The sequence below is a fragment of the Verrucosispora sp. TAA-831 genome (genome assembly GCF_050780145.1).
In the GTDB taxonomy this organism is placed as follows: Bacteria; Actinomycetota; Actinomycetes; order Mycobacteriales; family Micromonosporaceae; genus Micromonospora.
Genome location: NZ_CP192240.1, coordinates 4,964,819 through 4,978,483 on the forward strand (window position 1 = coordinate 4,964,819; position 13,665 = coordinate 4,978,483).

Sequence of the window (13,665 nt, forward strand, 5' to 3'; positions counted from 1 at the left end):
GGCGTGTGTGCGGTGCGCGGTTGTCAGCAGGGGTCCCCTGCTATGCACGAGGCGTTAGCAGGGGACCCCTCCTTACACAGCGAGCGGTTGGGACGCGGCGTGTACGGGTGCCGGGAGAGTGCCGACGCCACCGAGGTACTCGTGGATCGCGGCGGCGGCGGCCCGGCCCTCGGCGATGGCCCAGACGATCAGCGACGCGCCCCGGTGCATGTCACCGGCGACGAAGACCCCGTCGGCCCCGGTCTGCCAGTCACCCCGCGAGTCGATCGCGCCCCGGGCGTTGCGGGCCACCCCGAACTGGGTCAGCAGCGGCTGCTCCTCGGTGCCCTCGAAGCCGATGGCCAGCAGCACCAGGTCGGCGGGCAACTCCCGTTCGGTCCCCGGGACAGCGGTGAGGATCCGCCGGCCGTCCCGCTTCTCGACGGTCACCTCGGCGATCCGCACCGCGCGGACCGCACCGGTGCCGTCGTCGACGAACTCCTGCACCGCGACCGCGAAGACGCGCTCGCCGCCCTCCTCGTGCGCCGCGTACTCGCGCAGGATCCACGGCCAGGTCGGCCACGGGTCGCGTTCCTCGTCGCGGACCTGCGGCGGTCGCGGGTACAGGTCGAGCTGGTGGACGCCAGCCGCGCCCTGCCGGTGCGCCACCCCCAGGCAGTCCGCCGCGGTGTCGCCGCCGCCGATGATGACCACGTGCTTGCCGGCCGCGTCGATCGGCGTACCGTCCGGCAGGGTGGCCAGCGCGGGACGGCCCGCGCCGGCCGCGGCGACCACCCGGTTGGCGGCGACCAGGTGCGCCATCGCCTGGTGCACCCCGCGCAGGTGCCGGCCCGCGGTGTCGGTGTCCCGGCCCTGCAACGCCCCGCAGGCCAGCAGCACCGCGTCGTGCTGGGCCCGGAGCTGCGCGGCGGTGACGTCGACGCCGACGTTCACGCCGGTACGGAACACCACGCCCTCGGCGGTCAACTGCGCCAGCCGGGCGTCGATGTGTCGCTTCTCCAGCTTGAAGTCGGGGATGCCGTACCGCAGCAGACCGCCCGGGGTGTCGTCGCGCTCGTACACCGTGACGGCGTGCCCGGCACGGGCGAGTTGCTGCGCGGCGGCCAGCCCGGCCGGGCCGGAGCCGACCACCGCCACCGACCGCCCGGACGGGGTCGGACTCGGCTGCGGGGTCAGCCCCCGGGCCGTCGCGGCGTCGGCGATCTCCACCTCGACCTGCTTGATGGTCACCGGGGCGCCGCCACCGATGCCGAGCACGCACGCCGCCTCGCAGGGCGCCGGGCAGAGCCGGCCGGTGAACTCGGGGAAGTTGTTGGTGGCGTGCAGCGACTCCACCGCCGCGTCCCAGTTGCCGGTGCGGACCAGGTCGTTCCAGTCCGGGATGCGGTTGCCCAGCGGGCACCCGGCGGTGTCGCTGTGACAGAACGGGATGCCGCAGTCCATGCACCGGGTGGCCTGCTCGCGGATCAGTTCCTCACCGGCCGGTGGGTAGACCTCGCGCCAGTCGCTGATCCGCACCGGCACCGGCCGACGCGCCGGCATCCGCCGGGGGTAGCGCAGGAAACCGTTCGGGTCAGGCACGAGCCACCTCCTGGGCGACCGCCCGCGACGCGGACGGAACCGGCATCGACGCGGGTGCCGCCTGCGGCGGCTGCGCGGTCGGCGCGAGCGCACTCATCACCGCGTCGTCGACGTTCTGGCCGGCGGCTTCGGCGGCCCGCATGATCTCCATCACCCGGCGGTAGTCCCGGGGTACCACGGCGGTGAACTCCTCCACCGCCTCCGGCCAACGCTTGAGCAGCGCCTCGGCCACCGCCGAGTCGGTCTCCGCGAAGTGCCGCTGCACCAGCTCGTGCAGCCGGACCCGCTCCTGCTCGCCGGGGGCGGCGAGGTCGACCAGCTCGGTGTTGACCCGCCGCCGGTCGAGGTTCCAGACGAACGCGGTACCGCCGGACATGCCGGCCGCGAAGTTGCGTCCGGTCGGGCCGAGCACCACCACCGTGCCGCCGGTCATGTACTCGCAGCCGTGGTCACCGACGCCCTCGACGACGGCCACCGCGCCGGAGTTGCGCACCGCGAACCGCTCCCCCACCCGGCCGCGCAGGAACACCTCGCCCTCGGTGGCGCCGTACAGGATGGTGTTGCCGGCGATGATCTGGTCCTCGGCCCGCTGGCCGGGCTCGGCGCCGGTGCCGACGAACGGCGCCGACGCGTCCGGCCGGACGACCAGCCGCCCGCCGGAGAGGCCCTTGCCGACGTAGTCGTTGGCGTCGCCGTGCAGCCGCATGGTGACCCCGCGCGGCAGGAAGGCGCCGAACGACTGGCCCGCCGTGCCGCGCAGCGTGAACTCGACGGTGTCGGCGGGCAGCCCGGCGCCGCCGTACCGGCGGGTCACCTCGCCGCCGAGCATGGCGCCGACGCTGCGGTGCTCGTTGCGGATCGTCACCTCGGCACGGACCGGGCCGACCGGCGTCCCGTCGGCCGGCGCGTCCAGCACCGGGGCGGCCAGCGCGATCAGCTCGTTGTCCAGCGCCAGTTCCAGGCCGTGGTCCTGGGCCCGGACGCCCCGGCGCGCGGCGCCCTCGGGCAGCTCCGGCAGGTGCAGTACGCGTCGGAGGTCGATCCCGCCGGCCTTCCAGTGCGCGACCGCCGGGGCGACGTCGAGCAGCTCGGTCCGGCCGATCGCCTCGTCGATGCTGCGCAGACCCAGCTCGGCCAGGTAGCCACGGATCTCCTCGGCGAGGAAGAGGAAGAAGTTCTCCACGAACTCCGGCTTGCCGTTGAAGCGCTCGCGCAGCACCGGGTTCTGGGTGGCGATGCCGACCGGACAGGTGTCCAGGTGACACACGCGCATCATCACGCAGCCGGAGACGATCAGCGGGGCGGTGGCGAAACCGAACTCCTCGGCACCGAGCAGCGCCGCCACCACCACGTCGCGGCCGGTCTTGAGCTGGCCGTCGACCTGCACGGTGACGCGGTCGCGCAGCTTGTTGAGCAGCAGCGTCTGCTGTGCCTCGGCCAGGCCCAGCTCCCAGGGGGTGCCGGCGTGCTTGAGCGAGTTCAGCGGGGATGCGCCGGTGCCGCCGTCGTGACCGGAGATCAGGATGACGTCGGCCTTGAGCTTGGCCACCCCGGCGGCCACCGTGCCCACACCCACCTCACTGACCAGCTTGACGTGCACCCGGGCGGCCGGGTTGACGCACTTGAGGTCGTGTACGAGCTGGGCGAGGTCCTCGATCGAGTAGATGTCGTGGTGCGGCGGCGGCGAGATCAGGCCGACGCCGGGGGTGGCGTGCCGGGTCCGGGCGATCCACGGCCACACCTTGTTGCCGGGGAGCTGACCGCCCTCGCCGGGCTTGGCACCCTGGGCCATCTTGATCTGGAGGTCGTCGGCGTTGACCAGGTATTCGCTGGTGACGCCGAAGCGGCCACTGGCGATCTGCTTGACCGACGAGCGGCGGGCCGGGTCGTAGAGGCGCTCGACGTCCTCGCCGCCCTCGCCGGTGTTGGACTTGCCGCCGAGGCGGTTCATAGCGATCGCCAGGGTCTCGTGCGACTCCGCCGAGATCGACCCGTACGACATGGCGCCGGTGGCGAACCGCTTGACGATCTCGCTGGCCGGCTCGACCTCCTCGATCGGTACCGGCGTCCGCTCGCCGGTGCGCAGCCGGAACAGCCCGCGCAGCGACCCGGCCTTCGCGGCCAGCTCGTCGACCTTGGTGGTGTAGGCGCGGAACACGTCGTACTGCCGGGTACGGGTGGCGTGCTGGAGCAGGAACACCGTCTCGGGGTTGAACAGGTGCAGCTCGCCCTCGCGACGCCACTGGTACTCGCCGCCGACCGGCAGTCCGGCGGCGGCCTCGGCTCCCGGCGGCGGCCAGGCCAGTGCGTGCCGGGCGGCCACCTCGGTGTGGATGCCGTCCAGCCCGACGCCGCTGATCGTGCTCGGCGTGCCCCGGAAGTACCGCTGTACCAGCCGGGTCTCCAGGCCGACCGCCTCGAAGACCTGCGCTCCGCAGTACGACGACACGGTGGAGATGCCCATCTTGGACATGATCTTCAAGACGCCCTTGCCGAGCGCCTTGACGTAGTTGCGGATCGCGGTGTGCGGCTCGACCCCGGCCAGGGCACCCGTGGAGATCATGTCCTCCACCGACTCGAAGGCGAGGTACGGGTTGACCGCCGCCGCGCCGTAGCCGATGAGCACCGCCGCGTGGTGCACCTCGCGGCAGTCCCCGGACTCCACGATCAGCGCCACCTGGGTCCGCGTCTGCTCCCGGACCAGGTGCTGGTGCACCGCGGCGGTGAGCAGCAGCGACGGGATCGGTGCGAGGTCGGCGTTGGAGTCCCGGTCGGAGAGCACCAGGATGCGGACGCCGTCCTCGATCGCCTCGGAGACGTGCCGGCAGATCTCGGTCAGCCGGGCCTTGATGCCGGCGCCGCCGTCCCGGATCCGGTAGAGCCCGGAGACCCGGACCGCCTTGAAGCCGGGCAGGTCGCCGTCCTCGTCGACGGAGAGGATCTTGGCCAGCTCGTCGTTGTCGATCACCGGGTGGGGCAGCACGATCTGCCGACAGCTCGCCGGGCCCGGGTCGAGCAGGTTGCCCTCCGGCCCGATGGTCGTCGCCAGGCTGGTCACCAGTTCCTCGCGGATGGCGTCCAGCGGCGGGTTGGTGACCTGGGCGAAGAGCTGGTGGAAGTAGTCGTAGAGCAGCCGTGGCCGGGTGGACAGCGGGGCGATCGGGGTGTCGGTGCCCATCGAGCCGATCGGTTCCGCGCCGGTACGGGCCATCGGGGCGAGCAGGATCTTCAGCTCCTCCTCGGTGTAGCCGAAGGTCTGCTGGCGGCGACGTACCGAGTCGTGGGTGTAGACCTCGTGCTCGCGGTGCGGCAGGTCGTCCATCTCGATCAGCCCGGCGTGCAGCCAGTCCGCGTACGGCTGGGCGGCGGCCAGCTCGGTCTTGATCTCGTCGTCGTGCACGATCCGACCGGCGGTGGTGTCGACCAGGAACATCTTGCCGGGCTGGAGCCGACCCTTGGCGACCACGGTGGCCGGGTCGAGGTCGAGCACGCCCGCCTCGCTGCCCAGCACCACGAGCCCGTCGGCGGTCTGCCACCAGCGGCCCGGACGCAGCCCGTTGCGGTCGAGCACCGCGCCGACGATCTCGCCGTCGGTGAAGGCGACCGACGCCGGACCGTCCCACGGCTCCATCAGGCTGGCGTGGAACCGGTAGAAGGCCCGCTTGTCGGCGGCCATGTCCGGGTCGTTCTCCCACGCCTCCGGGATCATCATCAGCACCGCGTGCGGCAGGCTGCGCCCGGCCAGGTGCAGCAGCTCCAGGACCTCGTCGAAGTTGGCCGAGTCGGAGGCGGCCGGGGTGCAGATCGGGAAGACCCGGCGGATGTTGCCGGACAGCTCCGGGGTCCGCAGCAGCGCCTCGCGGGCCTGCATCCAGTTCCGGTTGCCGCGGATCGTGTTGATCTCACCGTTGTGCGCGATGAACCGGTACGGGTGGGCCAGCGGCCAGGACGGGAACGTGTTCGTGGAGAAGCGCGAGTGCACCAGTGCGATGGCGCTGTCCACCCGCTCGTCGGTCAGGTCCGGATAGAACGCGGGCAACTGGTCCGGGGTGAGCATCCCCTTGTAGACCATGGTCCGCCCGGACAGCGACGGGAAGTACGCCGGCACGCCGCGCTCGGCCGACTCCCGCTCGGCCTGCTTGCGGACGCAGAACGCGACCCGCTCCAGCTCGATGCCGCGCAGCGGGGAGCCGGCCGGTCCGGCGGGGGTGTCGGTCAACCGGTCCGCGGCGAGGAAGAGCTGCCGTACCCGGGGCATCGCCGCCAGGGCCGTCTCGCCGAGGTCCGAGGCGTCGACCGGGACGTCCCGCCAGCCGAGCAGCTCGGCGCCCTCCACCAGGGCGTACTTCTCGATCACCTGGCGGGCACGGGCCTCTGCGGCGTCGTCGTCGGGGAAGAAGACCAGGCCGGTGGCGTACTCGCCGGCCGGAGGCAACGGGAAGTCGACCACCGCGCGCAGGAACGCGTCCGGCACCTGGATCATGATGCCCGCGCCGTCACCGGTGTTCGGTTCGGCGCCCCGGGCACCTCGGTGGTCCAGCCGGCACAGGGCGCCGAGACCGCTGGCGACCACCGTGTGCGAGCGCCGCCCGTGCAGGTCCGCCACGAAGGCCACACCACACGCGTCGTGCTCGTGGGCGGCGTCGTACAGGCCGGCAGGGGACGCTACCTGGCCGTCGCGCGGTGCCGGCTGGGGGTGGTGTGGGTACGCAAAGGCCACCCGGGCCTCCTGTCGTCACTCAGGCGTGGATCATGGTCGGGACGACGTCGGCCCTGTATCGGACTATTGAGTCTACGTTAGGGCGCGGTGCGCAAGGCCAGTGCAGATTGATCACACCGTCCAGAGTCTGGGACGTGTAGTCTCGCGCGGTGGATAGACGGTACGCCGACCTGCTCGATCGGCTGGAGCGGTTCTACGACGCGGTACCCCGCGACGCGGCCCGCGCGGAGGAACACGGCGGGTGCGTGCTGTTCGTCCGCGAAGGCCCCGGATGGCCGTTCTATGCCCGTCCGCGCCTCGACGCGGACCATCCGCCCTCATTAGCCGATCTGACCACCGTACGCAACCGGCAGCGGGAACTCGGCCTGCCCGAGGCCCTGGAATGGATCCACGAGATCAACCCCGACCTGCTCGCGGTCGCCCGCTCGGCCGGACTCGCCGTACTCGAAGCCCCACTGATGGTGCTCGACCCGCAGGCCGTCGGCGACCCGGCGACGTACACCGACGTGCCGGTACGGATGCTGACCGCCGCCGCGCCGGACCTCGCCGCCGACGTGGCCGCCCGCCGGGCCGTCGCGGCCGTCGGCTTCGCGGCACCCGGAACCGGCCGAGGCCCCGGCGGCCCGACCGAACGCGACGCGGCCATGATCGGCCTCGACGTCGCCGCGCTGGACGAGGAACGAGCCCGGATCGCCGACGGCAGCCGCCTCTCCGCCCTGGCCGAGACCCCCACCGAGGGCGCGCTGGCCAGCGGGATGGCCATGCGGGTCGGCGACGTGGCCGAGATCGCCGGAGTGGCCACCCTGCCCAGCGCCCGCCGCCGGGGCCTGGCCGCCGCGGTCACCGCGACCCTGGCCCGCGCCCTGCTGGACGGCGGCACCGACCTGGTCTTCCTCTCCGCCGGCAGCGAGGAGATCGCCCGGGTCTACCTACGCGTCGGCTTCCACCGCGTCGGCACCGCCTGCATAGCCAACCCCCCCACCGTCACCCCCTGACACCCCCACCCTCGTCACCCACCCCGGTCCCCCGCGCCCGGTCGCCCGCGCCCGGTCGCCCGCCCCGGTCACCCACCCCGCCACCCACCCCGGTCGCCCACCCCGGTCGCCCACCCCGGTGATCAAGAATTTTGGGCGCTCGTGGTAATCAACTAGCACTGAAACTTCTTGATCAACAGGGATGGCGGCGGATTGCGGGTGGCAGGCCCCGGCCGGCGCGGCTCACGGCGGGGCAAGGCGTCGCGCCATGCCGCACCGTGAGGCATCTCCGCCGATCATGGGGTTGTGGTCGGTGATTTGGCATTTTTTGCGGCTTTTGTCTCCGCCACAACTCCATGATCGACGCGGCAAGGCAGGAGGCGCGCGCGGCAAGGCAGGGGGAGGCGCGCGGCGAAAGCACAGGAGGCGAGCGCGGCAGGGCACAGGAAGCGGCAACGGCGGCGAGGCGAGTGTGTGGCGCGGCGCGGGCGGGCGCAGCGGCGAGCCGGGGCGGCGCGGGCACGCTAGGGCGGGGAGGCGCGGGCACGCTAGGGCGGGGCGGCGCGGGCACGCTAGGGCGGGGAGGCGCGGGAGGGCGGGGGTTGGGTCAGGTTGGGGGGCGCCACTGGGCGGCCACCGAGGCGGCGCTGCCGAGGAGGCGGGGGGTGATGGTGCCGAGGGCGGCGTCGCGGGCGCGTAGGGCCAGCCGGCCTCGGGTCTGCAGGACCGCCGACATGCGGCGGGTCTGGCGGACCACCGTCGCCGCGCGGGGGCGGCGGGTCCGGTCGTACGCGAGCACCGCGTCCGGCAGCGTGGACTCGCGCAACAGGGCGGCGAGCGTCACGGCGTCCTCGAAGGCGAGGCAGGCGCCCTGCCCGAGGTGCGGCGGCATGGCGTGGGCGGCGTCGCCCAGCAGCACCACCCCGCCCGGCCCGACCGGGAAGCCGTACGACTTGGGCAGCGGGCGCAGTTCGCGGATCTCCTGCTGCACCAGGTCGGCCGGGTCGGTGGCGGCCAGCAGCTCGTCGACCGGTGCGGGCCAGCCCGCGTACCAGCGGCGCAGCAGCGCCAACTGAGTCTCCGGCGACTCCGGACGGGGCGCCCCGGCGGCGGTCGCCATCCAGTAGATGCCGCCCCGGCTGGACGCGCCGGAGGAGCCGCGCTCGCCCAGCGAGGCGGCGGCGAAACGGTAGCCGGCGCCGAGGATCTCCCCGCCGACGGGCGCGCCGTCGGCCAGATTCGGTGCGCGGTACCAGGGGATCACCGCGCGCCAGGCGGCACAGCCGGAACTGATGACGTTCGCCTCCGGGGCGAGCTGGCGGCGGATCACGCTGTCCGCGCCGTCGGCCGCGACCACCAGGTCCGCCTCGAAGGTCTGCCGTCCGTCACCGACCGCCGGCCGGGCCCCCGGGGCTGCGCGAACGGTGCGTACCGTCACGCCGGTCCGCAGCTCGACCCGCTCACCCAGGCCCGCGATCAGTGTGTCGTGCAGGTCCTCCCGGTGCACCACGACCGGCAGGCGCTCGGCCGGGGTCTGCCGGGGCTGCACCAGCCAGTGCCCGTCCGGGCGGCGTACCCCGCCGTCGGGCAGCGGGGTGGCGATGGCCTCCAGGCCGGCACCGAGGTCCAGGGCCCGCAGCGCCCGTACGCCGTTGGGCCAGAGCACCACGGCGGTCGGCTCGGGACGGATCCGGTCGGCCCGTTCCAGCAGGGTGACCTGCCATCCCGAGCGGGCCAGCGCACCGGAGACCGCCAGGCCGCCGAGCCCGCCGCCGACCACCACCGCGCTGCGCATGGCCTCAGCTGTCGCGATCGGCCGGACGTGCCGACGCGCCCTCGGCGGCGGTCGGGGTGTCCTCGTCGTCATCGGTCGAGGTGCCGGTGCCCGGGGCGGGGTCGGCGGGGTTCGTCACCTCGTCGGGGGCCTCGCCGGTCTGCCGCCAGTGCGCGAACTGTTCCTCGCTGACCACCCGGTAGCCCTCCGGCACCGCCGGTTCGGTCCGGCCGGCACGCGTGGCCGACAGGTCGACCTGGGAGACGTCGGAGTCGGCCGGTGCCGTGGTGGCGACCGGCAGCCCCACCGGGATCAGGTACTCACGCGGCCCGCGCACCCGCAGGAAGTAGATCAACGCGCCGACGAAGACCAGGGCCGCCGTCCAGACGTTGAGGCGTACGCCGAGGATGGTGGTGGCGTCGTCGGTCCGCATCATCTCGATCCAGAACCGGCCGGCGGTGTACCCCATCACATAGAGGGCGAACGCCCGACCCCGGCCGAGGCGCAGCTTGCGGTCGAGGAAGAACACCAACGCGGCGACGCCGACGTTCCAGAGCGCCTCGTACGCGAAGGTCGGGTGATAGAGCCCCTCCTCCAGGATCGGTCGGCCCGCCTCGTCGCGCAGCGCCTGACCGCCGTCCATCCGGTGGATCTCCAGCCCCCAGGGCAGGTCCGTCCGGCCGCCGTAGAGCTCGTTGTTGAACCAGTTGCCCAGCCGGCCGATCGCCTGTGCCAGCGGCAGGCCCGGTGCCAGCGCGTCGGCGACCACCGCGAACGGGATGCCGAGCTGCCGGGCGGCGATGTAGGCGCCGACCGCGCCACCGGCGACCGCACCCCAGATGCCCAGGCCGCCCTCGTGGATGAAGAAGACCTTGATCGGGTCGCCGCCGGTGCCGAAGTACGCCTGCGGGGAGGTGATGACGTGGTAGATCCGGGCGCCGATGATGCCGGCCGGCACCGCCCAGAGGGCGATGTCGAGCACCGCACCGGGGGCCACGCCACGCTGGCGCAACCGCCGCTCGGTGACCCAGCAGGCCACCACGATGCCGGCGATGATGCACAGCGCGTACGCCCGCAGCGGGATCGGGCCGAGATGCCATACGGCGTTGCTCGGGCTGGGCAGGGCGGCCAGGAACGTCGGCGAGGCGAGACTCACGGGTGCACACGCTACCGCTGCGGACCCCCGGAACGTCACCCCGGTCCGCCTCATGCGCCCGGGTTCCGTGGTCCGCTGGGCTATTTGTCCGCCGGATCGTCGCGCGCGCCGGGCCCCACCCGCAGATGGCGTACGGGTCGGGTCAGCGGGCCGGGTTGCGTACGCCCTCGGCCAGTTCCGCGCTGAGCGTCCGCAGCGCGGTCAGCCCGGCCTCCTGGTCGGGGGCGTCCAGCAGGCAACGGATCAGCGCGCTGCCGACGATCACCGCGTCGGCGTACCCGGCGACGGTGGCGGCCTGCTCCCCGGTGCCCACGCCCAACCCGACGCCGACCGGGATCTCGCTGATCTCCCGGACCCGCGACACCAGCACCGGCGCCGCCTCCGAGGTCTGTGCCCGGGCCCCGGTGACCCCCATGATCGCGGTGGCGTAGACGAAGCCACGACAGTGCTCCACGGTCATCGCCAGCCGGGCGTCGGTGGACGACGGGGCGACCAGGAACGTGCGGTCCAGCCCGTGCGCGTCCGAGGCGGCCAGCCACTCCTGGGCCTCGTCGGGGATCAGGTCGGGAGTGACCAGCCCGGTGCCGCCGGCCGCCGCGTAGTCCCGGGCGAAGGCGTCCACGCCGTACCGCTCGATCGGGTTCCAGTAGGTCATCGTCACCACCGGCGCACCGGTGGCCGCGACCTCCTCCACGATCCGCAGCGTGTCCCGGGTACGGACGCCACCGGCCAGCGCGATGTCGCTGGCCCGCTGGATCACCGGACCGTCCATCACCGGATCGGAGTACGGGATCTCCACCTCGATCACGTCGACGCCCGCCGAGACCATCGCCTTCATCGCGGCGATGCTGCCCTCGACCGTCGGGAAGCCGGCCGGCATGCAGCCGACCAACAGTGCCCGGCCGTCGGCCCGAGCCTTCTCGAACACCCCGCCGATCCGGCTCATGCCGTCGCTCCGCTTCGCTCCGCGCCGCCATGAGACACCAGGGCGAGATGATTCGCTCGCTGACGCTCACTCATGACACCGCTCCGCTTCGCTCCGCGCCGCCATGAGACACCAGGGCACGGAACCGATGATTCGCTCGCTGACGCTCACTCATGACACCGCTCCGCTTCGCTCCGAACCCAGGATGCCGAAGTACTCGCCGGCGGTGTGCACGTCCTTGTCGCCGCGCCCGGAGAGGTTGACCACGATGGTGGGCTCCCGGCCCAGCTCGGCGGCGAGCTTCGGGGCCACGGCCAGGGTGCCGGCCAGCGCGTGCGCGCTCTCGATCGCCGGGATGATCCCCTCGGTACGGCAGAGCAGTTCGAACGCGGCCATCGCCTCGTCGTCGGTGACCGGCAGGTAGTGGGCCCGGCCGGTGTCGTGCAGCCAGGCGTGCTCCGGCCCGACGCCCGGGTAGTCCAGTCCGGCCGAGATCGAGTGCGACTCGACGGTCTGGCCGTCCTCGTCCTGCAACACGAAGGTCCGCGTGCCGTGCAGCACACCGGTGGAGCCGCCGGTGATGCTGGCCGCGTGCCGCCCGGTGGTCACCCCGTCGCCGCCGGCCTCGAAGCCGTAGAGCCGCACCTGCGGGTCACCGACGAAGGCGTGGAAGATGCCCAGCGCGTTGGAGCCGCCACCGACACAGGCGGTGACCGCGTCCGGCAGGCCGCCGGTGAGGTCCTGGCACTGGGCCCGCGCCTCGTCGCCGATGCCGCGCACGAAGTCGCGTACCAGGGCCGGGAACGGGTGCGGACCGGCGGCGGTCCCGATCAGGTAGTGCGTGTCGTCGACGTTGGCGACCCAGTCCCGCATCGCCTCGTTCATCGCGTCCTTGAGGGTGCGGGAGCCGTTCGTCACCGGCACCACCTCGGCGCCCAGCATCCGCATCCGGGCCACGTTGAGCGCCTGCCGCTCGGTGTCGACCTGCCCCATGTAGACCACACAGTCCAGGTCGAACAGGGCGGCGGCGGTGGCGGTGGCGACGCCGTGCTGACCGGCGCCGGTCTCGGCGATCACCCGCTTCTTGCCCATCCGCCGGGTCAGCAGCGCCTGACCGAGCACGTTGCGCACCTTGTGCGCGCCGGTGTGGTTGAGGTCCTCCCGCTTGAGCAGCACCCGGGCGCCGACCCGGGCGGAGAACCGGCGGGCCTCGTAGAGCAGCGACGGGGTGCCGGCGTAGTCGCGCAGCAGGGCGGCGAACTCGGCCCGGAACGACTCGTCGGCCATCGCCGCGCGGTGCGCCGCGTCCAGCTCGTCCAGCGCGGCGACCAGCGCCTCCGGCACGAACCGACCACCGAACCGGCCGAAATGTCCGGCCGCGTCCGGGAATGACGCCTGCTCGCTCACGCTGACACTCCGCTCCGCTGCGTGCCCCCGTGAGGCACCACCGCACCGATGACTCGCTCGACAGGCTCGCTCATGCCGGCACGCCGCTCCGCTGCGCGCCGCCATCAGTCACCGCGTGGATGATTCGCTCGACAGGCTCGCTCATGTCGATTCCTCTCGCCGCGACGGCGTCAGCGCACCGGGCGGGGCGTGGCGGGGTGGTTACCGGCGTTGACCAGTTCGGCCACCGCCTCCCGCGGGCTCTTCTGGGTCACCAGACCCTCACCGACCAGCACCGCGTCCGCCCCGGCCGAGGCGTAGCGGATCAGGTCGTGCGGACCACGGACACCCGACTCGGCGATCTTGACGACGTTGCTCGGCAGACCGGGCGCGATCCGCTCGAACACCGACCGGTCGACCTCCAGCGTACGCAGATCGCGGGCGTTGACGCCGATCACCTGCGCGCCGGCCTCCAGGGCCCGGTCGGCCTCCTCCTCGTCGTGCACCTCGACCAGCGCGGTCATGCCCAGCGACTCGATCCGCTCCAGCAGCCCGACCAGGACGTTCTGCTCCAGCGCGGCGACGATCAGCAGCACCAGGTCGGCACCGTGCGCGCGGGCCTCGTGCACCTGGTAGCTGGAGACCACGAAGTCCTTGCGCAGCACCGGGACGCTGACCGCGGCCCGGACGGCGGCGAGGTCCTCCAGCGAACCGCCGAACCAGCGCCCCTCGGTGAGTACGCTGATCGCCCGCGCGCCACCGGCCGCGTAGTCACCGGCCAGGTCCGCCGGATCGGCGATGTCGGCGATCTTCCCCTTGGACGGCGAGGAGCGCTTCACCTCGGCGATGACCGCGACGCCGGGCCGGCGCAGCGCGGCGTACGCGTCCAGCGGCGGCGGGGCGGCGGCGGCGAGTTCGCGGATCCGCTCCATCGGGACCTGCTCCTGCCGCCGGGCCACGTCCTCGCGGACGCCGGCCAGGATCTCGTCGAGCACGCTGCCGGACGCTGCCGGGCCGGCCTCGTTCCCCTCCGCGTGCGGATGCTCAGCAGTCACCAACGGACTCCCCTCTCCGGGTGTCATGGGCCGATGCTAGGTGCCGCCACCTGGCACCGACCGGTGGGGGTATGGCGCGCCTCACGAAATGGGC

The 13,665-nt window shown here is 73.1% G+C and carries 8 protein-coding genes; 1 reads left to right on the forward strand and 7 read right to left on the reverse strand.

Annotation, left to right across the window (positions count from 1 at the left end; genetic code table 11):
- Positions 1-72 precede the first annotated feature (72 nt).
- Both ACQVFL_RS21955 and gltB read right to left on the reverse strand, forming a co-directional pair.
- Positions 73-1,581, reverse strand: a complete 1,509-nt coding sequence (locus ACQVFL_RS21955) for a glutamate synthase subunit beta (protein WP_396692960.1) — start codon at positions 1,579-1,581, stop codon at positions 73-75.
- Positions 1,574-6,301: a glutamate synthase large subunit gene (gene gltB, locus ACQVFL_RS21960; RefSeq protein ID WP_431727511.1), complete on the reverse strand. Its 4,728-nt coding sequence runs from the start codon at positions 6,299-6,301 to the stop codon at positions 1,574-1,576. The genes ACQVFL_RS21955 and gltB overlap by 8 nt, the downstream gene beginning before the upstream one ends.
- 149 nt (positions 6,302-6,450) lie before the next feature.
- Between gltB and ACQVFL_RS21965 the strand changes: the two genes are divergently transcribed.
- Positions 6,451-7,296: a GNAT family N-acetyltransferase gene (locus ACQVFL_RS21965; protein WP_396692964.1), complete on the forward strand. Its 846-nt coding sequence runs from the start codon at positions 6,451-6,453 to the stop codon at positions 7,294-7,296.
- A gap of 586 nt (positions 7,297-7,882) precedes the next feature.
- Here ACQVFL_RS21965 and ACQVFL_RS21970 read toward each other — a convergent pair.
- The 5 genes from ACQVFL_RS21970 to trpC all read right to left on the reverse strand — a co-directional run bounded on the left by ACQVFL_RS21970 (position 7,883) and on the right by trpC (position 13,511).
- Positions 7,883-9,070, reverse strand: a complete 1,188-nt coding sequence (locus ACQVFL_RS21970) for an FAD-dependent oxidoreductase (protein ID WP_396692966.1) — start codon at positions 9,068-9,070, stop codon at positions 7,883-7,885.
- 4 nt (positions 9,071-9,074) lie between these two features.
- Positions 9,075-10,205 (reverse strand): prolipoprotein diacylglyceryl transferase, encoded by a 1,131-nt coding sequence (lgt, locus tag ACQVFL_RS21975; protein ID WP_396692968.1) that lies wholly within the window; start codon positions 10,203-10,205, stop codon positions 9,075-9,077.
- Between the two features lie 142 nt (positions 10,206-10,347).
- A complete protein-coding gene (gene trpA / locus ACQVFL_RS21980) occupies positions 10,348-11,151 on the reverse strand; it encodes a tryptophan synthase subunit alpha (protein WP_396692970.1) in 804 nt (267 codons plus the stop codon).
- A gap of 150 nt (positions 11,152-11,301) precedes the next feature.
- A complete protein-coding gene (trpB, locus tag ACQVFL_RS21985; protein ID WP_431727512.1) occupies positions 11,302-12,537 on the reverse strand; it encodes a tryptophan synthase subunit beta in 1,236 nt (411 codons plus the stop codon).
- Between the two features lie 170 nt (positions 12,538-12,707).
- The gene (gene trpC / locus ACQVFL_RS21990) at positions 12,708-13,511 is read right to left on the reverse strand and encodes an indole-3-glycerol phosphate synthase TrpC (protein WP_396693506.1); all 804 of its coding nucleotides are present in this window, start codon (positions 13,509-13,511) and stop codon (positions 12,708-12,710) included.
- Positions 13,512-13,665: the final 154 nt, after the last annotated feature.

What these genes read in the sequence shown, in the direction of transcription:
- trpA (WP_396692970.1), bottom strand. Translation starts at nt 11,151, where the DNA reads ATGAGCCGGATCGGCGGGGTGTTCGAGAAGGCTCGGGCCGACGGCCGG.
- ACQVFL_RS21970 (WP_396692966.1), bottom strand. Translation starts at nt 9,070, where the DNA reads ATGCGCAGCGCGGTGGTGGTCGGCGGCGGGCTCGGCGGCCTGGCGGTC.